25 protein-coding genes and 1 pseudogene are annotated in these 22640 nt (G+C 71.2%); 13 read left to right on the forward strand and 13 right to left on the reverse strand.

The annotated features are described in order from the left end of the window. Window positions 1–83: 83 nt before the first annotated feature. On the forward strand, window positions 84–935 hold the full coding sequence (locus AN215_RS04610) for a helix-turn-helix domain-containing protein (RefSeq protein WP_070010088.1): 852 nt from the start codon (window positions 84–86) through the stop codon (window positions 933–935). Further along, window positions 932–1147, forward strand: a complete 216-nt coding sequence (locus AN215_RS04615) for a DUF397 domain-containing protein (RefSeq protein ID WP_070010087.1) — start codon at window positions 932–934, stop codon at window positions 1145–1147. Before AN215_RS04610 ends, AN215_RS04615 begins: the two co-directional genes overlap by 4 nt. A 73-nt stretch (window positions 1148–1220) precedes the next feature. On the opposite strand, the gene AN215_RS04620 is transcribed toward AN215_RS04615, so the two are convergent. Together AN215_RS04620 and AN215_RS04625 are read right to left on the reverse strand one after the other, a co-directional pair. Further along, window positions 1221–2078 (reverse strand): TauD/TfdA dioxygenase family protein, encoded by an 858-nt coding sequence (locus AN215_RS04620; protein WP_216093813.1) that lies wholly within the window; start codon window positions 2076–2078, stop codon window positions 1221–1223. Window positions 2079–2080: 2 nt separating this feature from the next. Then, the gene (locus AN215_RS04625; protein ID WP_070010086.1) at window positions 2081–3289 is read right to left on the reverse strand and encodes an isocyanide synthase family protein; all 1209 of its coding nucleotides are present in this window, start codon (window positions 3287–3289) and stop codon (window positions 2081–2083) included. A gap of 105 nt (window positions 3290–3394) precedes the next feature. Between AN215_RS04625 and AN215_RS04630 the strand changes: the two genes are divergently transcribed. The 3 genes from AN215_RS04630 (at window position 3395) to AN215_RS04640 (ending at window position 6894) form a co-directional block, all read left to right on the forward strand. Then, window positions 3395–4369, forward strand: a complete 975-nt coding sequence (locus AN215_RS04630; RefSeq protein ID WP_070010085.1) for a LysR family transcriptional regulator — start codon at window positions 3395–3397, stop codon at window positions 4367–4369. Between the two features lie 480 nt (window positions 4370–4849). Next, window positions 4850–6331, forward strand: a complete 1482-nt coding sequence (locus tag AN215_RS04635) for an amino acid permease (protein ID WP_070010084.1) — start codon at window positions 4850–4852, stop codon at window positions 6329–6331. 170 nt (window positions 6332–6501) lie between these two features. Beyond that, window positions 6502–6894 carry a DoxX family protein gene (locus AN215_RS04640; protein WP_070010083.1) on the forward strand — a complete coding sequence of 131 codons (393 nt, stop codon included), beginning with the start codon at window positions 6502–6504 and terminating at the stop codon, window positions 6892–6894. A 217-nt stretch (window positions 6895–7111) separates the two neighbouring features. Here the strand turns inward: AN215_RS04640 and AN215_RS04645 are convergent, their stop codons facing one another. Further along, window positions 7112–7753 carry a DUF2238 domain-containing protein gene (locus AN215_RS04645; protein WP_420856124.1) on the reverse strand — a complete coding sequence of 214 codons (642 nt, stop codon included), beginning with the start codon at window positions 7751–7753 and terminating at the stop codon, window positions 7112–7114. Between the two features lies 1 nt (window position 7754). Between AN215_RS04645 and AN215_RS30225 the strand changes: the two genes are divergently transcribed. Together AN215_RS30225 and AN215_RS04650 are read left to right on the forward strand one after the other, a co-directional pair. Then, on the forward strand, window positions 7755–7904 hold the full coding sequence (locus tag AN215_RS30225; protein WP_245694227.1) for a hypothetical protein: 150 nt from the start codon (window positions 7755–7757) through the stop codon (window positions 7902–7904). Between the two features lie 346 nt (window positions 7905–8250). Further along, window positions 8251–9735: an amino acid permease gene (locus AN215_RS04650; protein WP_245694229.1), complete on the forward strand. Its 1485-nt coding sequence runs from the start codon at window positions 8251–8253 to the stop codon at window positions 9733–9735. Between the two features lie 53 nt (window positions 9736–9788). On the opposite strand, the gene AN215_RS04655 is transcribed toward AN215_RS04650, so the two are convergent. Continuing rightward, window positions 9789–10346, reverse strand: a complete 558-nt coding sequence (locus AN215_RS04655) for a hypothetical protein (RefSeq protein ID WP_079122694.1) — start codon at window positions 10344–10346, stop codon at window positions 9789–9791. 210 nt (window positions 10347–10556) lie between these two features. On the opposite strand from AN215_RS04655, the gene AN215_RS04660 reads away from it, so the two are divergent. After that, window positions 10557–10991 (forward strand): PaaI family thioesterase, encoded by a 435-nt coding sequence (locus tag AN215_RS04660; RefSeq protein ID WP_070010080.1) that lies wholly within the window; start codon window positions 10557–10559, stop codon window positions 10989–10991. Window positions 10992–11128: 137 nt separating this feature from the next. Continuing rightward, a complete protein-coding gene (locus AN215_RS04665) occupies window positions 11129–12121 on the forward strand; it encodes a hypothetical protein (RefSeq protein WP_245694231.1) in 993 nt (330 codons plus the stop codon). 187 nt (window positions 12122–12308) lie between these two features. On the opposite strand, the pseudogene AN215_RS28385 reads toward AN215_RS04665, so the two are convergent. Together AN215_RS28385 and AN215_RS04670 are read right to left on the reverse strand one after the other, a co-directional pair. Beyond that, a pseudogene (locus tag AN215_RS28385) lies at window positions 12309–12779 on the reverse strand (DedA family protein); the annotation flags it as partial. Then, window positions 12776–13507: a class I SAM-dependent methyltransferase gene (locus tag AN215_RS04670; protein ID WP_070010078.1), complete on the reverse strand. Its 732-nt coding sequence runs from the start codon at window positions 13505–13507 to the stop codon at window positions 12776–12778. The gene AN215_RS04670 and the pseudogene AN215_RS28385, both read right to left, overlap by 4 nt. Before the next feature lie 132 nt (window positions 13508–13639). Between AN215_RS04670 and AN215_RS04675 the strand changes: the two genes are divergently transcribed. Beyond that, window positions 13640–14776, forward strand: a complete 1137-nt coding sequence (locus AN215_RS04675) for a sensor histidine kinase (RefSeq protein WP_070010077.1) — start codon at window positions 13640–13642, stop codon at window positions 14774–14776. After that, window positions 14773–15429, forward strand: coding sequence for a response regulator (locus AN215_RS04680; protein ID WP_070010076.1), 657 nt, complete (start codon window positions 14773–14775; stop codon window positions 15427–15429). Before AN215_RS04675 ends, AN215_RS04680 begins: the two co-directional genes overlap by 4 nt. 72 nt (window positions 15430–15501) lie before the next feature. Here the strand turns inward: AN215_RS04680 and AN215_RS04685 are convergent, their stop codons facing one another. Continuing rightward, window positions 15502–15933 carry a nuclear transport factor 2 family protein gene (locus AN215_RS04685; protein WP_070010075.1) on the reverse strand — a complete coding sequence of 144 codons (432 nt, stop codon included), beginning with the start codon at window positions 15931–15933 and terminating at the stop codon, window positions 15502–15504. 142 nt (window positions 15934–16075) lie between these two features. Between AN215_RS04685 and AN215_RS04690 the strand changes: the two genes are divergently transcribed. Together AN215_RS04690 and AN215_RS04695 are read left to right on the forward strand one after the other, a co-directional pair. Next, the gene (locus AN215_RS04690; protein WP_070010074.1) at window positions 16076–16645 is read left to right on the forward strand and encodes a PadR family transcriptional regulator; all 570 of its coding nucleotides are present in this window, start codon (window positions 16076–16078) and stop codon (window positions 16643–16645) included. Further along, window positions 16632–17462 carry an SGNH/GDSL hydrolase family protein gene (locus tag AN215_RS04695; RefSeq protein ID WP_070010073.1) on the forward strand — a complete coding sequence of 277 codons (831 nt, stop codon included), beginning with the start codon at window positions 16632–16634 and terminating at the stop codon, window positions 17460–17462. The genes AN215_RS04690 and AN215_RS04695 overlap by 14 nt, the downstream gene beginning before the upstream one ends. 130 nt (window positions 17463–17592) lie before the next feature. Here the strand turns inward: AN215_RS04695 and AN215_RS04700 are convergent, their stop codons facing one another. The 6 genes from AN215_RS04700 to AN215_RS04725 form a co-directional block, all read right to left on the reverse strand. Next, entirely contained in the window at window positions 17593–18390 is a 798-nt protein-coding gene (locus AN215_RS04700; RefSeq protein ID WP_245694233.1) for an urease accessory protein UreD, read from the reverse strand. After that, on the reverse strand, window positions 18387–19115 hold the full coding sequence (ureG, locus tag AN215_RS04705) for an urease accessory protein UreG (protein WP_070010072.1): 729 nt from the start codon (window positions 19113–19115) through the stop codon (window positions 18387–18389). The genes AN215_RS04700 and ureG overlap by 4 nt, the downstream gene beginning before the upstream one ends. 122 nt (window positions 19116–19237) lie before the next feature. Continuing rightward, window positions 19238–19906 carry an urease accessory protein UreF gene (locus AN215_RS04710; RefSeq protein ID WP_070010071.1) on the reverse strand — a complete coding sequence of 223 codons (669 nt, stop codon included), beginning with the start codon at window positions 19904–19906 and terminating at the stop codon, window positions 19238–19240. 91 nt (window positions 19907–19997) lie between these two features. Continuing rightward, window positions 19998–21746 carry an urease subunit alpha gene (locus tag AN215_RS04715; protein WP_070010070.1) on the reverse strand — a complete coding sequence of 583 codons (1749 nt, stop codon included), beginning with the start codon at window positions 21744–21746 and terminating at the stop codon, window positions 19998–20000. Beyond that, complete coding sequence (locus tag AN215_RS04720) at window positions 21739–22071, reverse strand: urease subunit beta (protein WP_070010069.1); 333 nt, start codon at window positions 22069–22071, stop codon at window positions 21739–21741. The genes AN215_RS04715 and AN215_RS04720 overlap by 8 nt, the downstream gene beginning before the upstream one ends. A 57-nt stretch (window positions 22072–22128) precedes the next feature. Then, window positions 22129–22431 (reverse strand): urease subunit gamma, encoded by a 303-nt coding sequence (locus AN215_RS04725; RefSeq protein WP_070010068.1) that lies wholly within the window; start codon window positions 22429–22431, stop codon window positions 22129–22131. Between the last annotated feature and the right edge of the window lie 209 nt (window positions 22432–22640).

A 22640-nucleotide genomic window follows, 5' to 3' on the forward strand; every position in this document is an offset into this window, starting at 1 on the left:
TACGCGTCCGGGGTCGGCCTGTACGCGGCGTGCGCCGTGACGACCGCTGCGCGCGGGGAGTTCGGCTGGGGAGGCGGTGGCCGATGGGACGGGACGAGGATGAACGAGAAGACGGGGAAGCGAAGCCGGAGGACGAGCCGGGCACGGGCGTGGTGCTCGCCTTCGGGCGCCAGCTGAAGCTGCTGCGGACCCAAGCGGGCCTGGAACGCACCGAGTTCGGCAAGCGCACGGGCTATGCCGCGCAGTCGATCGCGTCCTTCGAGCAGGGGCGGCGGATTCCGCCCCCGAAGTTCATCGAGTGCGCGGACGACGTCCTGGGGGCCGGGGGAGTGCTGAATGTGCTCAAGGAGGAGGTCGTCCGGGCGCAGTACCCCGCGTTCTTCCGGGACATGGCGCGGCTGGAGGCAGAGGCCGTGACGCTGCATGTGTACGCGACGCAGGCAGTGCCCGGTCTCCTCCAGACTGAGGATTACGCACGCTCGGTGTTCGGGATGCGGCGCCCTCTGCTCGATGAGGACACTGTTGAGCAGCGAGTCACCGCTCGGCTGACGCGGCAGGCGATCTTCTCCCGCACTCCGATGCCGACGCTGAGTTTCGTGATCGAGGAGTCCGTGCTCCGACGGCCCGTCGGTGGCCGGACAGTCCTCCAAGGTCAGCTGGAGCAGATCATGCTCCACGGGCACCGTCGCAATGTCGAGCTACAGGTGATGCCCACCGACCGCTCTGAACACTGCGGTCTGGCAGGGCCGTTCACCTTGATCGAGAACCGTGACGGCCGGAGGATGGCGTACGTCGAGGTTCAGCGCGACAGCCGTCTCCACACCGACAGAACCGCGGTGAGGGAAATCGAGGAGCAGTACGGCATCCTCCGGGCTCAGGCGCTGACACCGGGTGAATCGCTGGCCTTCGTAGAGGAACTGCTGGGAGCGGAATGAGTATTCAGACGCCTGAGCCGGTCGTGCCCGAGTCGGCTTGGTTCAAGAGCAGCTACAGCAGTGGCGAGGGCGGTGAGTGTCTGGAGGCCGCGTTCGCCGCGGACGGCATACGCATCCGGGATTCCAAGCACCCCGGCGGCCCCGTCCTGACCGTCACCGAGAACGCATGGGCCGGGCTCGTCGGGCTTGCCGCGGGCCACCGTATCGGCTGACCCGCGGCCTTCCCGTCAACCGGGTCGGGACGCCCCGGCCCGGGACTTCGGGGACCGTGGCCCGGTCAGCCGGTCAACTCCCCGGCGGCCGCCCGCCGGCCCGCAGCGCCGGGTTCTCCAGCGGCGGATCACCCAGCACGTGCACGCGGCGCAGATGACGCGGGGCGCGGCTCGTGAACGCCTCCCTGCCGTGGAGCAGCGTGTAGTTGTCCGCGACGACGAGGTCGCCCGTACGCCACTTGTGCGTGTACGCGTAACCGGGTGCGCGGAGGGCGCTGCTCAGGGTGCGGTGGAACTCCTCCAGACGGGCCTCCGGAACGCCGTCGAACTCCAGGTCGGGGTGGTTGATGAACTCGTCGTCCGCGGCGACCGGTTCGTTGTAGCGGATCACCGGCTCCCCGGTGACGGGGTGTGCGGTCACCACCGGTGAGACGGCCGTGCTCTCGTAGAACTCCATCTTGCGGCGGTAGGTCCCGCGGGCCCGCTCCCACAGCGCCCGCGTCCCGGCGTCGGCGTCACGCAGCACGGCGGAGGTCTGGGAGAAGACGGTGCCGCCGCCCTGGTCCTCGCCCGGTGCGCTCACGCAGTGGAAGAGCTGGAACTCGGGCACCTGGGGGCGGTACATGCCGTCCCAGTGCAGCGGTACGTGACGGTGGTCGAAGATGTGGTCGCCGGGGTTCTCGTGCTCGGTCAGCTCCAGCACGGCGCCGAAGGGCCACATGCTGATCTCGCCCCACAGCGTGCAGTACGCGGCCAGTTCGTGCGCGTCCGCGAAGGGCGAGAAGCCACGCAGGAGCAACAGGTGGTGGTCGCGGACCAGTTCGCGCAGCTCCGCGACGGGAAGGTCCTCCAGCCGCTTCTCCGGCGAGGCGGCCTCGAGGACGGCTCCGAAGCCGGCGAGCGGCGGACGGGCCGGGGTCTGGATGGTCAAGGTCACCACTCCTTCGGTGCGACGGGTGCGACGGGTGCGACTGGTACGACGGGTGCCTCGGGTACGGCGGGTGTCTCGGGTACGGCGGGTGTCTCGGGTACGGCGGGTGTCTCGGGTACGGCAAGGACAGCGGAAGCGCCGGGTGCGGCTGAACTGCCGGGTGCGGCGGTCGTGTTCGCGTGTACGGCCAGGGACCGGGCGCTGCCCTCGTGCGCGCTGCGAAGGGGCCCGCGCAGGACGAAATGGCTCGGCCTGCCCTCGCGTTCGACGAGATCGCAGCCGAGCCCCTCGGCCTCCGCCCGTTTCATCAGGACCAGCCGTCCGCCCACGTCGACGGCCACTCCGTGCCAGGGCGTGAGCCAGCTGCCGGTCGACGGGCCGAGCTGGATGCCCAGCTTGGCGGTGGCGCACGGCTGGGGGTGGATGGACAGCCGGACGGAGCCGGGGAAGTACCGGGCGAGGAAGTCGCCCCAGGCCTTGCTGCGCTGGATGACGACGTAGGCACGGGCTCGCGCGTCTCGCTGCAGTGCGGCCCGACTGCCCTTGTATTCGGGCGTGTTGCCGTCCTCGAAGAGGAAGCGGGTGATCGCCCTGTAGAGGGGTACGTCCTCCCCCTGCCGTACGCGGCTGCGCAGCAGCTCCAGCGGAACGGCGTGACGTTCCGTGAGAGCCGTGCGCATCCCGCCGTGACCGAGCCCCGCGAATTCGGGGACCTGGTCGAGCGTGAAGAGCGAGACGGTGCCGTGCGGGAGCGACTCGATCATCGTGCCCAACTCCCGGTGGTAGGCCGTGATGTCGTCGTCCGGTATGCCGACCGCGTCGCTGAAGACGCGCCCGTCGGAGCAGATCACGATCTCGGCGCCCGGCGGATGGATCCGCCGGACCGATGCGCCGAGGGAGTCGAGGAAGCCGAGGGCGTGCTCCTCGGCCATGTCCGGAAGGGTGCCCAGTACCTTGGCGCGGTTGGGCGACTTGCCGGGGAAGGCGGGCAGCAGGAGACGTACGGGGCGGTCCGCGCGCACGGACGGTTCGATCACCTCGGCCTGGGTGTCGCGGCAGCGGGTGCAGGGCAACTCCCGGCACTGGCCCGGCCCCAGTGGTCCGGGGCGGCCGGGACGGCCGTGGCCGCGCTGATGCTCCAGCAGCAGCCGGGCGATCTCATGGGCCCGCTCCCTGGCGCTGGAGGCAGGCAGGGCGTGCGACGTGAGCATGCGACAGCTCCTCGCGGTGTGGGTGGGGGGTGGGGGGCGCCCGACCCACACGATGCCCGCTTCCGCTCGCTACCTGCTCCTCCCGACTGGCCATAGCATCGAGTGATGGACCTCGAAGTGCGCCACCTCCGAGTGATCAGGGCAGTGGCGGACGCGGGGAGTCTGACCAGGGCTGCGGCCGCGCTTGGGCTGTCGCAGCCGTCCCTCACAGCGCAGTTGCAGCGCATCGAACGCATGCTGGGCGGCCCGCTGTTCGTACGGCACAGGGGCGGTGCCAGCCCGACGGCCCTGGGGGAGCTGGTCGTCGCGAAGGCCCGGGATCTGCTGCCGCAGCTCGACTCCGTGCAGCAGGAGGTGTTGTCCCATCTCGGCTTCTCCGACGGCCGGTTGTCCCTGCGTTACGTCGCCAACCCGGGGCCGCTGATGGTGCGGCTCCTGGAGCCCCTGGGGGAGCTGTTCCCCGGGGCCGACGTGAAACTGCGCACCGAAGCGGACGTCGGAACGGTCGTCGACCTCGTCGCCGACCGGCAGCAGGACCTGGGCGCGCTCGTGGAGTACGTGGGCAAGCCGCGGCCGCCGCGCAAGGAGGTCGAGGAGCGGGAGGTGGCCGTCGAGCCCGCGTTCGTGCTCCTGCCCGAAGGGCACCCGATGGCCGGACTCCCGGCGCTGGAGCTGAGCCGGCTTGCGGACGAGGTCTGGGTGCTGCCTCCCAGCCGGGGCAGCGGCCTGCACGACGCCTTCACCGCCGCGTGCACGCGTGCCGGATTCACCGCTGTCGTACAGCACGAGGCCGAGGCGGCCGCGGCCCGTGAACTGATCGGCGCCGGAGCGGCAGTCGGCCTGGGCCAGGCCACCTTCCGCAGCACGGCCGGCATAGCTCCGCGCCCCTTACGGGACACGCCGCTGCGGCTGCGGCACTCACTGGTGTGGCACCGCGACAGCGCTCTGGCCGCGTGCGGTGCGGCGCTGGTGGAGGGCGCCGAGAGAGTCTACGGGGACGCGATCGGCAACAACCCGCAGTATCCGGCCTGGCTCAGCGCCCACGGTCAGGAGGGTCCCGCGCACCGCGTGCCGCGCTGAGGTGCGCCGCGTGCGGGGGAAGACCGGGAAGGCCGTCCCCGGGGTGCGGCCGCCCCTTTCCCGCGATGCTCCGGGCGGTCCGCGGGATTGCGGCTCTCCTCAAGTGCCGCTCAAATTCCGGCGGGACGGACCGCGTGTACCTCAGGTAAAGCTCAACCAGAACCTCAATTCCCCCTCAAGCCTGTGGAGACTTCCTTAATCAGCCCTCAAATCGAGGTAAAGATCCGGGCGTCGACGGCGTGGAAATTGGGTCGTGACGCCGGTTTATGGGCGGTTCTCCCTGTGAGGCCGGTCACATTTCTTTGTGTGACTCGGCACGGCCGCCGTGATAAATCTTCACGATCTCCTGCACGGCATCCCTCCTGTCGTGCAGGAGACCCGTGCCGGCGGATTGCCAACCGGCACCTCCATTCATTCCCGGGAGATCCGGATCCGGCCGTACGGACAAGGCGGCCGGACGTGGGGAAAGGCACAGACTCAATGGTCTCGGTGGAAACCACGCAGCCTGAGGGCGCAGGAAAGGCCGCGAGCGGCGAATCCGAAGAGGGATACGAGCGCGGTCTGGGATCGCGCCAGGTTCAGATGATCGCGATCGGAGGCGCCATCGGCGTCGGCCTTTTCATGGGAGCCGGAGCGAATATCGCGAAGGCCGGCCCCAGCATCATCCTCATGTACGCGCTCGCGGGCGTGGTCGTATTCCTCATCATGCGCGCGCTCGGTGAACTCCTTCTGTACCGGCCCGTGTCCGGCAGCTTCGCGGAGTACGCCCGCGAATTCATCGGCCCCTTCTTCGGATTCGCCACCGGCTGGACGTACTGGCTGCTCTGGGTCGTCACCGGCATGGCCGAACTGACCGCCTCGGCCATCTATATCCATTTCTGGTTCCCGGTGATTCCGCAATGGGTCAGCGCACTGGTGTTCCTGGTGGTGCTCTTCGGGGTCAATCTGATCTCGGTCAAGATCTTCGGCGAGGTCGAGTTCTGGTTCTCAATGATCAAGGTCACGGCCATCATCGGCATGATCGTGATCGGCCTGGGCGTTCTCACCCTCGGCTTCTCGCAGGTCGGCGACACCGCCTCGGCCGCCAACCTCTACGCGCACGGCGGCTTCTTCCCCAACGGGATCGGCTCCAGCCTGATGACGCTCCAGGGCGTCATGTTCGCCTACCTCGCCGTCGAACTCGTCGGCGTCACCGCGGGTGAGTCGGAGAACCCGGAGAAGACCCTCCCCAAGGCCATCAACACGCTGCCCTGGCGGATCATCTTCTTCTACGTCGGCTCGCTGCTGGTCATCCTTGCGGTCGTGAAGTGGACCGAATTCTCCGAAGGCGAGAGCCCCTTCGTGAAGGCGTTCTCAGAGATGGGCATCCCGCTCGCCGCCGGGATCGTCAACTTCGTCGTGCTGACGGCGGCGCTGTCGTCCTGCAACTCCGGCATGTACTCCACGGGCCGCATGCTGCGGGACCTCTCGGCCAACAAGCAGGCGCCGAAGATCTTCGGCCGGCTCAACTCCCGTAAGTCGCCCGCCTTCGGAATCACCGCGTCCGTCCTGCTGATGGGCATCGGAGTGGTTCTCAACTACCTCGTGCCGGAGAAGGCTTTCGGCTATGTCACCTCGGTGGCCACAGCGGCCGGCATCTGGACCTGGATGATGATCCTCATCAGCCACATCCGCTACCGCAGGGCACTGAGCGCGGGAGCGCTGCACCGTTCGTCGTTCCCGGCGCCCGGCGGCGCCGTGGCCAGCGGGATCGCACTGGCCTTCCTCCTCATGGTCGGCGTCCTGATCGCCGTCGACCCGGAGGCCCGCATCTCCCTGTACGTCGGCGCCGTCTGGGCCGTGCTCCTCGCTGGCGGCTGGTTCAGGCTCAGGAGTCGCGGCGACGGGGCGGCGGCGGCCGCTCCGGTCAAGCAGGACGAAGAGAGGGCAGAGAGGGCGGACCGCTCCTCCGTCTCCGGATAGCCCGGCACACGCACACCGCCAGGCCGCCTCGTCCCGGCTTCGCGCGCCGCCACCCGCGGTGCGCGGCCGGACGGGGCGGCCTGCTTCACGTCACGGCCCGGGATGTCACACTCCGGTTCGCTGTTCCGTCCTGGTGGGTGACGACTGATCCCACCTCCCCCGGAGCCCGAATGAATGCCGCGCTGTGGACCGCGCAGATCCTGCTGGCCGCCCTCTTCCTGGTGTCGGGGGTGCTCAAGGTCAGCATGCCGAAGGACCGGCTGATCGCCTCGGGGCAGACCGGTGTGGCACCGTTCCCGCTCCCCGTGATCAGGGTGACGGCCACCTGTGAACTGTTCGCCGTGGCGGGCCTGTTGCTTCCCTGGCTCACGGGTGTGGCGCCGTCGCTGACCCCGCTGGCCGCGGTCGGTCTGGCGATCGTGATGGTCGGCGCCCTGAGCAGCCACAGCTGGCTGCTGCGCGCGGACCGCGCCGCCGGACGCGGCAACCGGGAAGCCGTGAACGTCGCCGCGAACGTGGTCGTCCTCGCCCTCTGCGTCTTCGTCGCGGCCGGGCGCTTCTAGCGTCCGTCTTCGAACGGGCGCGGCACCAGAGACACGGGGGAGCAGCAGTGAATTCGGGCCGGGCCGAAACGTTTCCCGGGAATGGCCGCGGCGCGCCACCATCGTGGCCGACTTCGTCGTGTCGGCAGGGTGCGGGGAACCACCATGGAAGGCGGAGACGTCCTGGTCGTGACGATCAGGAACCGGCTCTCCCGCAGATCCGTGATCGGCTCGAACGTCATCCGCCTGTGCGTCGGAGACTTCGACGCGGTTCAGGGGATGAAGTCGTCGATGGTGTCCGGCCGGTGCTGTCGCCGAGAGCGGTGAGCTGTTCGTCGTGCAGTCTGCTGAGGAGGAGCAGCGCCGACGTCGCGCCCAGCAGAGCCAGACACATGTCCCACTGGGTGTCCCAGACATCGCCCTGGGTGGCGAGGAAGTCGTCCGCGGCGGAACCTCCGATCAGCGCGGCCCACCATTCGATCAGCTCGAAGAAGGCGCTGAACGCCAGACAGCCGCAGACGACGAGCGGGGCCAGCCAGCGGCTGCCGCCCAGTGGCGAGCGCCGGACGAGGATCTCCCGCCACAGGATCGCGGGCACGAAGCCCTGCACGAAGTGGCCGATGCGGTCGTACGGGTTGCGCGCCAGTCCGAACCAGTCCTGCAGCCACTCGCCGGGCGGGGTGAGCGCATACGTGTAGTGGCCGCCCAGCACCAGGATCAGGGCGTGCAGCGTGAGCAGCACGCACAGCAGGCCGGTGAGCGGGAAGCGGCGCCACACCCGTACGAGGAGCGGGAGGCCGATGACGACCCAGAAGGTTTCCATCAGCCAGGTGGGGCGGTCATGGGGTGCCACGCCCGAAACGATCAGTGCGATCGTCACGGTGGCCACCGACGTGGCCGGAAGTGACAGGCGGGGGCGGGGCTTTGCGTACGCGCCGGACGCCGTGCCGGGCCCGGACGTCGCGGAGGAGCCGGAGTCCCCGGAGGAGCTGGAGGACGTGGGCGAGGGCATCTGGACCATCCCGGAGTGAGCTGCTGTCAGGACCGCGTTACTGCGGCCGGGCCGCGATCTGGGCGAGGTCGCGCAGGACCTCTCGCTGCCGCACTCTGCCCAAGACGGCCGCGTCCGGCATGAGTATCCGTACTCACCTCACCTGCGTCAGGCCTGGGCTCCCGGGCCCGGAGTCACGGGCGGCCCGCCTGGATCACGTGACCACGGCCGGGTTCACGGGTGGAACAAACCCGTGGCAGGGTTGGCTGCCGGCCGGAGCACAGTCCTGCTCATCAGCACGACGGACCCGCACCGCACCGCAGAAACCCGTCGCGGCCCGCCGGGTCCCCGACAGAGCGAGTTGCACCATGGACATCCTGCGCAAGATGCCCGTCGAGCATGTTCTCGACCGAACCCGGCAGAACACGCTCAAACGACGCTTGACGTCGTGGTCGCTCGCGGGCTTCGGCGTCGGAGTCATCATCGGCACGGGCATCTTCACCCTGGTGGGCGTCGAGGCCAAGGCGCACGCCGGCCCGGCGGTCGTGGTGTCCTTCATGATCGCCGGCCTGGTCGCGGCGCTCGCGGCCCTGTGCTACGCCGAGCTGGCGTCGGCCGTCCCGACGGCGGGCAGCGCCTACACCTACGCCTTCGCCACCCTCGGGGAGCTGTTCGCCTGGATCATCGGATGGGACCTGCTGCTGGAGTTCGCACTCGGTGCCGCCGTCGTGTCGCGCAGCTGGTCCGGCTATGTCGCCAACCTGCTGGATCTGCCTGCCGAATGGTTCGGGGAGCAGGCCACGGTGAACATCGGCGCCGTCTTCATCATCGCGGTCCTCACGGTCGTCGCCGTGGCGGGCATCCGCGAGTCCTCACGGCTCACCAACCTGCTGGTCGTCGTCAAGGTCTCCGTGTGCGTGCTGATCGTCGTCGCCGGCCTCTTCTTCGTACGGGGAGCCAACCTCGACCCCTTCGTGCCGCCGGCGAAGCCCGCCGAGGCCGGCGCGAGCCTCGTCGACCAGCCGCTGATCCAGGCGGTGGCGGGACTGGAGCAGTCGGTCTTCGGCTTCGGAGGCGTACTCACGGCCGCGGCGGTCGTCTTCTTCGCCTATACGGGCTTCGAAGCGCTGGCCAATCTCGGCGAGGAGACCAAGAACCCCAAGCGTGACCTGCCCCGCGGACTGCTCGGCAGCCTCGCCGTCTGCACGGTGCTCTACGTCGCGGTGGCGCTGGTGCTCACGGCCGTCGTCGACTACCGGAAGATCGACGAGGGCGCGCCGATCTCCGCGGCCTTCCAGTCGGTGGGCGCACCCTGGGTCGGTGCGCTGGTGGGGCTGGGAGCCATCACCGGTCTGACGTCGGTGATGATGGTCGAGCTCGTCACCCTCGGCCGCATCGGATTCGCGATGAGCCGGGACGGGCTGCTGCCGCGCCCCTTCTCCGAGGTCCATCCGCGGTGGCGCACCCCGCACCGCATGACCATCGCGATCGCCGTGCTGATCATGCTGCTGGCGGGGCTCGTCCCGATCACCGAACTCGCCGACATGGTCAGCATCGGAGCCCTGTCCGGGTTCTTCATCGTGGCGCTGGCGGTGCCGGTGCTGCGCCGCCGCAACCCGGAGCTGGAGCGGCCCTTCCGCGTGCCCCTGTCGCCCGTACTGCCGGTCGTCACCGCCCTGGCCTGCCTGTACCTGATGTCCAACCTCGACGTCTTCACCTGGCTGCGGTTCGGGGTGTGGCTGCTGCTCGGCCTCCTGATCTACCTCTTCTACGGACGCCGCCACTCCGTCCTCGCACACGGGGCCGGGAAGGGGACGGGAAAGGGGACAGAGCCGGGGCCGGGGATGAAGGACGGAGGAGCGGGCGACTGACGCTCGCGCGACCGGCGGTCCGGGAGAGGGGCCGCCGCCGCGCCCCGGTCAGGTCACCGCCCCTCGGCCAGCTTCCGCAGCGTCAGCAGCTGACGGCGCATCACCAGCAGGTCGCCCCATGCCAGCAACGGCCGCCGCAGCCGCCGGAGCGCGCCGTCCTCGCCGCCCACCACCAGCTTCGCCACCAGTCGCGTGGTGGCCGGCGCGTCGTCCGTCACCGCGTAGGTCACCGCGAAGTCCCCGAAGAGACGTTGCCCCTTGGGATCGTCCAGCATGAGCGTCAGATGCCCGTCCGGTGCGAAGTCCACGAGCCGGAAGATGGCCATCACCCGCTGTCCCACCGCGAGTTGGTCCGCGCCGGGGGTGAGCCGGCGGGGGCTGCGGCGCCCGGCGTTGTCGAGTAGGTCGTAGCTGTACGGGGCGACCTTGAGCTGGCAGAGCCAGCGGTGGACCGTCGCCCGGTCAGCGGCGACGCTGACGGCCCTGAACCACTCCTCCGTCGGCCCCGTGAGCAGGCCGTCGCACGGATACTCCCTGCGGACCTCGTCCTCCCGCGCACCCCACACCCGCGGGAGGCGGCCCCTGACCTCGGTGTCTCGTCTGCCGTTCACCTCTGCAGCCTCGGCCGGAGGGCAGCGCGCGGTCAAACCGCGCCGGAACGGTACGCCCGCAGACACCGCTGGGCGCCCGGCCGAGGGCGTCGCGCCAGCCCCCCTGTTCCGTGGGGCACCGCCTGCTGGCAGGCTGCGGAACACCGCAGCCTGCCGGCCTGCTCCCTGCACGAACCGGCCTGCTCCCTACACGAACCGAGGAGACCGCTCATGACGGACCCCGCCGGGGACACGCCCGTGCCCACGCTCGCGCAGATCGCCGCGTTGATGCCCTTCGCCCAGCGTCTCGGAATCCGGATCGAGGCGGCAACGCCCGAAGAGGTCGCGGCCACGCTGCCGTGGGCGGAGGACCTGTGCACCGCGGGAGGCGTGCTGCACGGCGGTGCGCTGATGTCGCTCGCGGATTCCGTCGGCGCTGTCTGCGCCTTCCTGAACCTTCCGCCGGGCGCCGGGACGACCACGGTGGAGTCGAAGACGAACTTTCTGCGCGGCGTACGTTCCGGTCAAGTGCGCGCTGTCGCACGGCCGTTGCACGTGGGCAGGACGCTCATCGTCGTCGAGACGAGCCTGTGGGACGAGAAGGAGCGGCGCGTCGGGCAGACCACGCAGAGCCAGCTCGTGACCCCGCCGCCCTCCGGCGCGTAGGGACGCCTGGACGGGGGAGCGGCGGTGCGTTCCGCGCTGACAACCGCCGGCGCGACCGGCGGCACCGGCCCCCGGCCCAGCCTCCGGACCCGGCACGTATGCTGCCCGGGACGTTCGCCAAGGGGGAGGCAGAGCACGTGAGTCAGGCAGGCAGGATGCTGCGCGAGATGGCGGTCGCACCGACGGTGCAGGTCGCCAGCAGGACGGGGACGGCCACCAGGCTTGCCCGACTGGTGCTGGTCGCCGAGCAGTTCGGCTTCATGTACGGGGACACGCATCAGAGCGGCGGGCGCGCACCCAAGACGGTGCTGACCCTCCACCGCGACCCCGCCCCCGAAGCACAGCGCCGGGCGGCGGACAACCATGCGCGATATCCGCAGGCGGCCGACGGCGGCGACCTGCCGGGGATGCAGCCGGGCGGCAAGCTCAGGCCGCTCCCCGACGCCGCCGCCCATCTCGAACTCCTCAAGGCGCGGATCAACTTCGACCTCACCGGCAAGCACGCCGAGAAGCGCATGCTCATCGGCGCCCTCGGTGCGACGGCGGGATTCGCGATCCTGATCCTCCGCCGCCTCGCCGAGGGGACGACTCCCGTCGTCGCCATCGTGGGTTACGTACTGGTTCTGCTGGCTCTCGGCGGCGGCTTCCTGTGGAACCGAAAACGCAACACCCGCTTCGAGCACGTCCTGCGCCAGGCGGGTCTCACTCCCGTGCAGGACGGAAGCGGCCGCACCCGCTATCTGCCGCCGGGCAGTCAACTGCCCGGCCAGTACAACCCGTTCGCCCAGCAGGGCACCGGGTTCCCGCAGCAGGCGCCGGGAGGTCCGGCCCCGCAGGCACCGGCCCAGGCCCCCGCGCCCGGGGTTCACCCGCAGCCCCAACAGCCGGGCGGGCACTGGCAGTTCCAGCCGCACCAGGCGTACCAGCAGGGGCCGTACCAGCAGCCGTACCAGCAGCAGCCGTACGGGCAACAGCAGCAGGGGCAGCCCCCGTACGGGCAGCAGCAGTACGGTCAGCAGCCGTACCAGCAGGGACAGTACGGTCACGGCGGGCCGTACGCCCAGCAGCAGCCCCCGCAGGCACCCCCGGTGCAGCAGACACCCCCTCAGCAGTACGGGCAGCAGGGCTAGGACGCCCTGCCCGGCCCGCCGGACGGCTCCGGAGTCCACCCCCGGTCGCCGCCGGACGGTGAGGAGTGCGGCGGCGCGTTCTCGCCCGTACCAGTGCGGCTCCGGCCGCTGTCGCCGCGACCGCCGCCAGTACGGGGCCGACGGCGAGGGAGTGCGGAACGGAGCCGGCTGCCGCGTATCCGATCCCGGCCTCGGCGGAGGCCCACACCATGGCGGCGACGGCGCTGTAGGGAGCGATGCGCCGGTAGGGCAGGCGGGTCGCACCGGCGAGGTGCGGGGTGACGGTGCGCACCACCGGAACGAAGCGGGAGAGGAGGACGGCCTGTCCGCCGCGCCGGGCCATCAGCGCCTCGGCGCGGCGCCATGCGGTACCGGGCACTCGACGGCCGAGACGTCCGGCGCGCAGGCGGCCGCCGAGCACACGTCCGGTGCGGTGCGCGAGGAAGTCGCCGGCCACCACGGCACATGCGGCGACCGCGATCACCAGGGGCAGGTCCAGCAACCCGGTACGCGCCAGTGCGCCCGCGGCGACCAGCAGGGTGAGCGTGGGGACGAAGGCCCCGATCAGCAGTACGGACTCGGCCAGCACGGCCACTGCCACCGTCGCGAGGGCGATGCCCGGGGACATGCCGCCGAGGGCGCCGGATGCAGCGGTCATCGGCGCGGCCCGGCCGCGGTGTTCCGCCGGGCCGGGTGCGGGTCTCCGGATGCGGGGCGCCTGAGCTGCCAGACCGTGGCCGGGGGGAGGTTGGCCCACACCGTGCTGCAGCCGGTGGCGTAGTGGCGCCGGTAGCCGGCCAGGACCTGTTCCACGGCCCGGTGCCGGTGCGCCTGGGCCGCGGACGCCAACAGGGAGCGGGCCCGCGCGGTGCCGCGGTAGGCGAAGTAGGTCAGGGTGCCGCCGGGACGCAGCAGTTCCAGATACCGGTCCATGATCGTCTCGACCTGCCCGGGGGAGAAGTTGGTGAAGGGCAGCCCGGAGACGATCACGTCGTAGCGGCGGGCGGTGTCCAGCCGCTCGACGTAGGCGGCGTGTATCCGGACCTGCCCCCGCCGTCCGGCCAACTGCGGGTGCGTGTCGACGAGTTCGCTCAGCCGGCCGGCGAACCGCGGGTTGGCCTCGGCGACATCGAGGTGGCTGCCCGGTGGCAGCTCCCGGATCAGGGCGCGGGTGACCGCTCCGGTTCCGGCTCCCGCCTCCAGGACGCTCAGCGGCCGTTCCGCCTGTGCGCCGACCGGTTCGATCAGGGCACGGACCAGTGACTTGCCGCTGGGCGCGACCGCGCCGACGGTACGGAGGTCGCGGGCTGCCTCCATCAGGAACGTCCAGCTGTCGGCGGGACGTTGTGCGGGTGCACGGTGGCGAGAGGTGGTCGAGTGGCTCATGGGGCCGACGCTAGGAACCGGCGCCGCACCCGCGGCTCCGCCGTTGTGCGACGGCGTCCCCCTACGAAAGTAGGGGGACGGCATGGAAGATCGCCGGAGGAAGGTCACCTGGACGGTGCCTAGGATCGCCGGGTGAGTTGGACAGCGAACCCTTCACGGGTCGCCTACGGGCGCCACGGTCTCGTACTGCTGCTGACCTTCGCCGCCGTCCAGTACGGCGCCGTGTCCACCGACGGCGGGTATGTGAGCGTGAGTTCCACGGCTGCGGTGCTGTGCGGGCTGGCCCTGCTGGCCCGCTCCCGCCTCCACTGGTCCGTCGCCCCGCTCCTCGCCGCCGCGGCGACAGGGCTCTTCGGGTGGCCGCTGCTGCCGCTGCTGCTGCTAGCCCTGTTCGACCTGGCCGCGCGCCGCCGCACCGTCGTGGCCATGGGCTGCGGCGCCGCCGTGCTGGTCACCGAGGCGATGCTGTCCTCGGCGACCTCGTCCTTCACGCTGCGCTTCAGCCTGCTCCTGCTGATCGTCGTGGGGGTCGGTCAGTGGGTGGGCAAGCGCCGCGAGGTGAAGGTGCTGAACGCTCAGGTCGAGCATCTGCTCATCGAGCGCGAACTGCGGGAGGAGGCCGCCCGCGCCGCCGAACGCTCCCGCATCGCCGCCGAGATGCACGACGTACTGGCCCACCGGCTGAGCCTCATCGCACTGCACACCGGCGTACTGTCCGCCACGACCGGCACGCTGCCCGAGGTGGTCGCAGAACGCCTCGCTCTGCTCCGCACCGCCTCGACCGAAGCCCTGGGCGACCTGCGCGACATCCTGGGTGCCCTGCACGGCCGTCAGGACTCCGTCGAGCGGGCTGCTCCCGCGCCTGTTCTGCGTGAGGTCGGCGAGCTGGTCGAGGAGGGCCACACGGCGGGGCAGCAGATAGAGATGAACGTCGAGGGGCAGCCCTCACAAGCCCCCACCGTTCACCGACTGGCCGTCTATCGTCTGGTTCAGGAGGCGTTGACGAACGCCCGCAAGCACGCCGGGGGCGCACCGGTCACCGTCCGGATCGACTACGGGCCGCCCGTCACCGTCGTCGAGGTCACCAACGGCCCCGGCAGCGCGGCGGCGGACACGGCCGGCTCCGGCTTCGGGCTGGTCGGTCTGCGCGAGCGTGTCACCGCGCTCGGCGGACGGTTGCAGACCGGGCCCGACGGTGCGGGGACCTGGCGCCTGGCCGCCCGCATCCCCTACTCCGCAGACATCGAGCAGAACGGCGTCCGTACATGATCCGCGCCATGATCGTCGACGACGACGCCCTGGTACGCCTCGGCCTGGCCGACCTCCTCGACGGCGAGGACGGCATCGAGGTCACCGCCCAGGCGTCCGACGGCCTGCACGCCGTCGAACTGGCCAGGGCCCACCACGTCGACGTCGCCCTGGTCGACGTCCGGATGCCCCGCCTGGACGGCATCGCCGCCATCGCACATCTGCGTGCGCTGCCGCACCCCCCGAAGGTGATCACGCTGACCACCTTCGACCTCGACGAGTACGTCTACAACGCCCTCGCCGCCGGTGCCGACGGTTTCCTGCTCAAGGACACCCGGCCCGCCGAGATCATCCGCGCCGTCCACCTCGTCGCCGCCGGCTCGGCCATGCTCCATCCCGCCGCGGCGCGCCGCCTCATCGACCGCTACCACGCGACCAGCCGTCCCCAGGCGGCCGCCGCCCGCAGGAGCATCGATCGGCTCACGCCCCGCGAACGCGAGGTGCTGACCCTGCTCGCCAGGGGAGACACCAACGCCGACGTGGCCGCGGGCCTCGGCATGCGCGAGAGCACCGTCAAGGCCCACGTCAGCCGCATCCTCACCGCGTTGGAGGTCGCCAACCGCGTCCAGGCGGCGCTGCTTGCCCGCGACGCGGGCCTCACCGACCGGCGGTGAGGCCGCGTCGCGGGTGAGGCCGAGGGCCCCGTCCCGTGAACGGAGTGCAGGACGGCGGCCCGTCCGGTCAGGTCAGCCGCCGGCGGGCCCAGGGGCCAGGCCCGCGGCCACGAGCCCGGCGAGCACCGCCTCGCCCAGGGCGTTCACCGCGGACTGCGGGCGGACCATCACGGTGAACTCCTTGATCAGGCCTGCCTCGTCGAAGTGCAGCAGGTCGATGCCGTGGATCTGCTTGCCGCCCGCCGTGGCCCGGAAGACGAGGATCTCCGCCGGAGCCTCCCCGCCGTCGGTGCTGGTCAGGGCGCTTCCCTCGAACCGGCCCACGTAGCGGAAGTCCTCGAAGGTGCGCAGCAGGACGCCGAAGAGCCCCATCACCATGGGCCGCCCCTCGAAGGGGGCGAACTTCACCGGGCTGTAGAAGCGGACGTCCTCGGTGAACAGGTCCTCCAGCGCGGCGTGGTCGCCTGCCTCGACAGCGGCGCGGAAGCGTGCTGCGGTCTCCATGGTCCCCTCCTGATGCTCGGGCACTGCGGCCGGCCCGGTGCCGTCACCGGCCTGTTGATACAAGGTGATACTCAAGAATCTGACTACTCACATTCTTGAGTATCATGCACGGACTGACGAACGCTGGGAAGGGGCGGCTGCGATGGCTCTGAGGCATGCCGTACTGGCTGCGCTGCTGGACGGCGAGTACAGCGGCTACCAGCTGGCCAAGGCGTTCGACGTGGGCGTCGCCAACTTCTGGCACGCCATGCCGCAGCAGCTGTACGCCGAACTCGCCAAGCTGGAGCGGGAAGGACTGGTCACGGGGCGTCAGGTCGTACAGGAGACCCGCCCCAACAAGCGCCTCTTCCGGGTCTCCGAAGCGGGCTTCGCGGAGCTGGAGCAGTTCGCGGCGGCGGCGGCGAAACCCTCGTTCATCCGCGACGACCTGCTCGTGAAGGTCCAGGCCGTCGACCGCACCGACGCCGGCCCGGTGATCGAGCAGCTCGAAGAGCGCGCGTCGGCCGCGGGAGCCAGGATCGCGCTCTTCACCGACCTGCTGCGGCGGATGCGCGGCGACATGGACGAGGAGGAGTTCCTGCGAGGCGGCGAACGGATCGGTCCGTATCTGACCTGCCTGCGCGGCCTGGCCTTCGAGGAGGGCCACCGGGACTGGTGCCGCCACGTCGCGGACGTTCTGCGGGAGAGGAGGCCGGCCGGTGTCCGACGGTGAGTATGTGCGCTACGTGGCTCTGGGAGACAGCCAGACGGAAGGGGTCGGCGACGGCGACGAGTCCGTGGGCCTGCGTGGGTGGGCGGACCGTCTCGCCGAACACCTCGCCGCCGTCAACCCCTCGGTCCGCTACGCCAATCTGGCCGTACGGGGCCGTGTCGCCGGTCAGGTACGCGCCGAACAGCTCGGCCCTGCCCTGGCGTTGCGTCCCGATCTGGTCACCGTCGTGGCCGGGATGAACGATCTGCTGCGGCCCCGCTTCGAAGCCGCCGAGGTGGCCGGCCACCTGGAGGAGATGTTCGCCGCGTTCACGGACGCGGGGGCCCGCGTCGCCACGCTGACCTTCCCCGACATCGGGAAGGTCATTCCTCTCGCCCGGCCGCTGAGGTCCCGCGTGTCCGTCCTCAACGACCGCATCCGGCAGGCGGCCGGCCGTCACGGCGTCACCGTCGCAGAGACCGCCGCGCACGCTGTCACCGCCGACCCGCGGATGTGGAGCGCGGACCGGCTCCACGCCGCCCCGCCCGGTCATGCGCGGATCGCCGCGGCCTTCTCGCATGCGCTCGGGCTGCCGGGCAGCGACGACACCTGGACGCTGCCGCTGCCGCCAGGGGCCGCCACTACAGGGCGGTACGGTCCGGCAGCGGAACTGCGCTGGAGCGCGGCGTTCCTGGGACCCTGGCTCGTGCGGCGGCTGCGCGGCCGGTCATCCGGTGACGGGCGCACCGCGAAGCGTCCGGGGCTCGAGCGAGTGATCTCCGAAGGGGCCCCCGGCGGGCCGTCCACGCCGGAGGCCGGGGGAAGGCCTGCGACATGAGCTGAAGCGGCGCGGCGGAGCCACCCGTCGCCGCGCGCGGAACCGGCTCACCTCCCGACGGTCAGGGTGGCGTCCGGCGGCGCGCGGCGGGGCAGGCCTCCGGCACGCGGCCGGGAAGCGGGTTCGGCCGTCAACTCACCCATGGCAGCGCCTCGTTGAGTACGCGTGACACGGCGAGGGCGTCCTCGCCGAGTACCGTGACCAGCACGGCGGGACCGGCCAGCGGCGTGACCACCGCGCCGGGGGACGGTACCCCGGGCTCCGCCGGCGCCGCGTCCAGCTCCGGGTCGACCACGAGCAGTTGACCCACGGCCCGGTGCCCGCCCAGTACGGCCGCGCTGTCCCAGCCGAGTGCGCCAGGGCCGAAGTCGAGCCGCTGCTGGAGGAGCGGGCGGCCGCTGATCCTGACCGACAGGCAGGTGGTGAGCCGTCCCGGCTCCTCGCAGCTGCGTCCCAGGACCGACACTTCCCGCAGAAACAGGCGGGCGGTCGGCGCGAGTTCCGCGTGAACGGTCTGCCGCAGGACGCTGCGCGACGCCGAGATGAGCGGTTCGGGCCGCCACTGCAGCCGTCCGTGTTCGCCCACGGACAGCCGTACGTCGTAACGGGAGGCCGCGTCGTCCCGGTTCGGCAGCGCGAGGGTGGCGGCGGCGGAGTCCATCCGCAGCCCTGCCCCGTCCTCGACCCGTACGTCCAGGGCCAGCCGGTCGCCGCCGAGCGGCCCGCTCATCGCACCGACGAGGGTGACACGAGCGTCACCGTCCGCGCTCCCGGTCAGACGCGGCGCGAGCGGCCCTTCGCCGCGGATCACCGAGACCGCGCTGCCGCCACGTCCGTCCGCGACGGCAGTGACGCGGGCGGTGGCACATACGGCCGAGGGGTGCGCCAGCGGCTTCCGGCCGGCCATGGCCGTGACCGGCCCGGTCACTGGGATACTGTCTCCCGCTGCTGCCAGGCCTCGAGGCGGGTGCGCGTCCAGTCCGCCACGGGCGCCACGCCGTCCTCGGAGTTGAGCGAGGTGAGGACGACGGGAAGGCGGCCGCGCTGTGTCTTCGCGTCCGCGGCCATGGCGGCCGGATCGCATCCGACGTACGGGGCGAGGTCGGTCTTGTTGATGACGAGGAGGTCGGCCGTGGTGATGCCCGGGCCGCCCTTGCGGGGGATGTCGTCCCCGGCCGCGACGTCGATGACGAAGATCTGGGCGTCGACGAGGCCCCTGGAGAAGGTGGCGGTCAGGTTGTCACCGCCGGACTCGACGAGGACCAGGTCGAGACCGCCGTGGGGGGCCGCCGCCCTCTCGAGGTCCTCGACCGCTTCGAGGTTTGCGGAGATGTCGTCGCGGATCGCGGTGTGCGGACAGGCGCCGGTCTCCACGGCGGTTATCCGCTCCGGTGCCAGCACGGCGGCGCGCAGCAGGAAGGCCGCGTCCTCACGCGTGTAGATGTCGTTGGTGACCACGGCGAGGGAGAACTCCTCGCGGAGCGTGCGGCACAGTGCCGCCACGGTGGCGGTCTTGCCGGAACCGACGGGCCCGCCCAGCCCGATCCGCAGAGCGCGGCGGGAACCGTCCGGACGGCCCGGCGCGGGGCCCAGTGGCGGTCCGGCGCTGTGACTGTGCCGCTGTGGGAAGGCTTCGGCGTGTTCCTTGTGCATGGTGGTGACTCCTCGGAGGGGCGTGCGAAGAGCGGAAGGGTCAGGTGCCGGACGGCAACGTCGCGTCGGGGACGCAGCGGGGCGGTGCCCGCGGACGGTCGGTGAGGCCACGGTCCCGGGCCTCACGACGCGAAGAGACGCACCGGCCATGCCGCGTGCTGCTCCGCGGTGACTTCCAGCAGCGGCGCAGATGCCGCCGGAAGGGCGTCGACGCCGCCGCGCACGGCTTCAGCGGCCTCACCGGCGACGCCGTCCATGTCGGGAGCCAGCCGCGCGATCACAGCCGTGGCTTCGAAAGGGTCGAGGGCGAGCAGCCGGACCGCTGCGGTGGCCGGTCCGGACACCGATTCGTACGCGGCGGCGTACGCACCGTCCTGCGGGGTGAGCCCGGCCGCTGCGACCACGAGCCCGAGCACGACGGGCTGGTGTGCGCCTTGCGGACGTGCTGCGGCAAGGGCGTCGAGCGCGGGTGAGGGCCATGCGGCGCGCGCGGCGCGCATCAGCTGGCGGCCGAGCCTGCGGGACGTACGGCGCAGGGCCGGGGAGGGCGTACGGGCGTCGGCCGCCTCGTCAAGGGTGCGGGGGTCGTGGACGCCGGCTGCCGCTGCGGCGGCGAGCCCCGAGGCCACCAGCCCCGCCGTGTGCAGGCGTCCACGGCAGAAGTCCTCCAGGGTGGCCGAGTCGGTGACGCGGCCCGCGCGCACAGCGGCCTCGGCTCCGCCGGAGTGTGCATGCCCTCCGGCGGGGAAGCGCCCGTCGGTCAGGACGAGGAGAGCTGCTGCCACGGTCATCGCAGTCGTGCCCTTTCCGAGTCGGTGAGTCGGGCGAGTCGGTGAGTCGGATGGGTTGGATGGGTTGGATGGGTGGGATGGGTCGGATGAGTCAGAAGAGGAAGTACCGCTGTGCCATGGGAAGTTCGGCCGCGGGTGCGGGATCCACGGGTTCGCCGTCCACGGTGACGGTGAAGGTGTCGGGGTCGACGGTGACGTGCGGCAGCGCATCGTTGCAGCGCATGTCGGCCTTCGTGACGCCGCGGGTGTTCCCTGCGGCTGTGAACTGCTTGCCGAGGCCCAGTCGTTCGGGCAGACCGTCCGCCAGCGCCGCCTCGTTGACGAAGTTGAGCGAGTTGGCGGCCGGAGCGCGGCCCAGAGCACCGAACATGGGCCGTGGCAGTACGGGTTGCGGAGTGGGGATGGACGCGTTCGCATCGCCCATCTGCGCGTACGCGATCTGCCCGCCCTTGATGACCAGTTGGGGCTTCACGCCGAAGAACGCCGGGTCCCACAGAACCAGGTCGGCGAGCTTTCCCGCCTCGACGGAACCGATCTCGGCGTCGACGCCCTGAGCGACGGCGGGATTGATCGTGTACTTGGCGACGTACCGGCGGGCGCGGGCGTTGTCGGCGTGGCCGTCACCGGCTGCCGCACCGTGGCGGAGCTTCATCACATGCGCGGTCTGCCAGGTGCGCACGATCACTTCACCGACGCGGCCCATGGCCTGGGCGTCGGAGGAGATGATCGAGATGGCGCCCATGTCGTGCAGGACGTCCTCGGCGGCGATGGTGGAGGGCCGGATGCGGGACTCGGCGAAGGCCAGATCCTCGGGGACGGCCGGGTCGAGGTGGTGGCAGACCATCAGCATGTCGAGGTGTTCCTCGGCGGTGTTGACGGTGTGCGGCCGGGTCGGATTGGTCGAGGACGGCAGCACGTTGGGCCGGCCGACGACGGTGATGATGTCCGGTGCGTGCCCCCCTCCCGCGCCTTCCGTGTGGTAGGCGTGAATGCCGCGTCCCGCGATCGCTGTGAGCGTGTCCCCGACGAAGCCGGCCTCGTTCAGCGTGTCGGTGTGCACGGCGAGCTGAGCCCCGCTCTCCTCGCAGACGCCGAGACACGCGTCGATGACCGCCGGCGTCGCCCCCCAGTCCTCATGGATCTTGAATCCGACGGCCCCGCCCCGGAGTTGGCTGCGAAGAGCCTTACGCGAGACCGTGTTCCCCTTGCCCAGCAGCCCGACGTTGACGGGCATCGCGTCCATGGCCGCGAGGGTGCGAGCCAGGTGCCAAGGGCCCGGGGTCACCGTGGTCGCCTTGGTGCCCTCTGCCGGGCCTGTTCCGCCGCCCAGCAGGGTTGTGACACCGGACGCCAGGGCCTCGTCGACAAGTTGGGGACACACGAAGTGGACGTGGGTGTCCACACCCCCCGCGGTGAGGATCTTGCCGTTCCCGGCGATGATCTCGGTCTCGGGCCCGATGACGAGAGCGGGGTCCACGCCGTCCATGATGTCCGGATTTCCCGCCTTGCCCAGTGCGGTGACGCGGCCGTCGCGGATACCGACGTCCGCCTTGACCACGCCCCAGTGGTCCAGGACGAGAGCGCCGGTCACGACGGTGTCGGGCGCGCCTTCCGCGCGGGTCGTGCGGGCCTGGCCCATGGACTCGCGGATGACCTTGCCGCCACCGAACACGGCTTCGTCACCCGCGCGTCCTGGACCTCCGCAGCGGTCCTCCTCGACCTCGACGAAGAGCTCCGTGTCGGCGAGACGGATCCGGTCGCCGGTCGTGGGGCCGTACCGGCCGGCGTAGTCGCTCCTGGAGAGAACGCCGCCAGCGCCGGCCGTATCCGCATCAGCCATCGTCCGTGCCTCCGCCGGCGTCGAGGGGGCCGCCGGTCTGCCCCCGCAGGCCCGCGACCACGCGCCGCCCCCGCAGCGGGACGAGCCCGATCTCGACGGGAACGCCCGGTTCGAACCGCACGGCCGAGCCCGCGGGGATCGCGAGGCGTCTGCCGTACGCGGCGGCGCGGTGGAATCGGAGCCCAGGGTTGGCCTCGGCGAAGTGGTAGTGCGAACCGACCTGTACGGGCCGGTCGGCGCCGTTGAGCACCGTGAGCCGGACGACGTCCGCTCCTTCGTTGAGCGGCACCGGCCCGGCGGCGTGCAGTATCTCTCCGGGGATCACTCGGCGGTGCTCCTTTCCGCCCTCTCCCGCGCTCCCAGCTGTGCGGGGCGGGACGTGTCAGGGGATGGGGCTGTGAACGGTGACGAGCTTGGTGCCGTCGGGAAAGGTCGCCTCGACCTGTACGTCGCGGAGCATCTCGGGGACGCCTTCCATCACGTGCTCGCGTCCGAGGACGGAACGGCCGGAGTCCATCAGATCGGCCACGGAGCGGCCGTCCCGTGCGCCCTCCAGCACATGTGAGGTGATCAAGGCGACGGCCTCCGGGTGGTTCAGCCGTACGCCGCGCCGCAGGCGCCTGTCCGCGACGTCCGCTGCTACGTGGATGAGCAGACGCTCCTGCTCGTGCGGTGTCAGCTGCATCGTCGTCTCCCGCCGGCGCCCCGTCACGTCTCCCCGCGGCGGGGTGGTTGCCCGCGGGTCGGGGCAGCGTATGCCGCAGGCGTTTCACCGGCGTTAACGCGGCGTCGGTGGTACCTGGGGGAGTACCGAAGGCATGAGAGGCGCCCCCGGAAGGCCGGACCGGGGAGCGCCGAGGGACTGCAACACGCGGTTCACAGGCGTGGCTGCCG

Source organism: Streptomyces abyssalis (assembly GCF_001751365.1).
GTDB classification, from domain to species: domain Bacteria; phylum Actinomycetota; class Actinomycetes; order Streptomycetales; family Streptomycetaceae; genus Streptomyces; species Streptomyces abyssalis.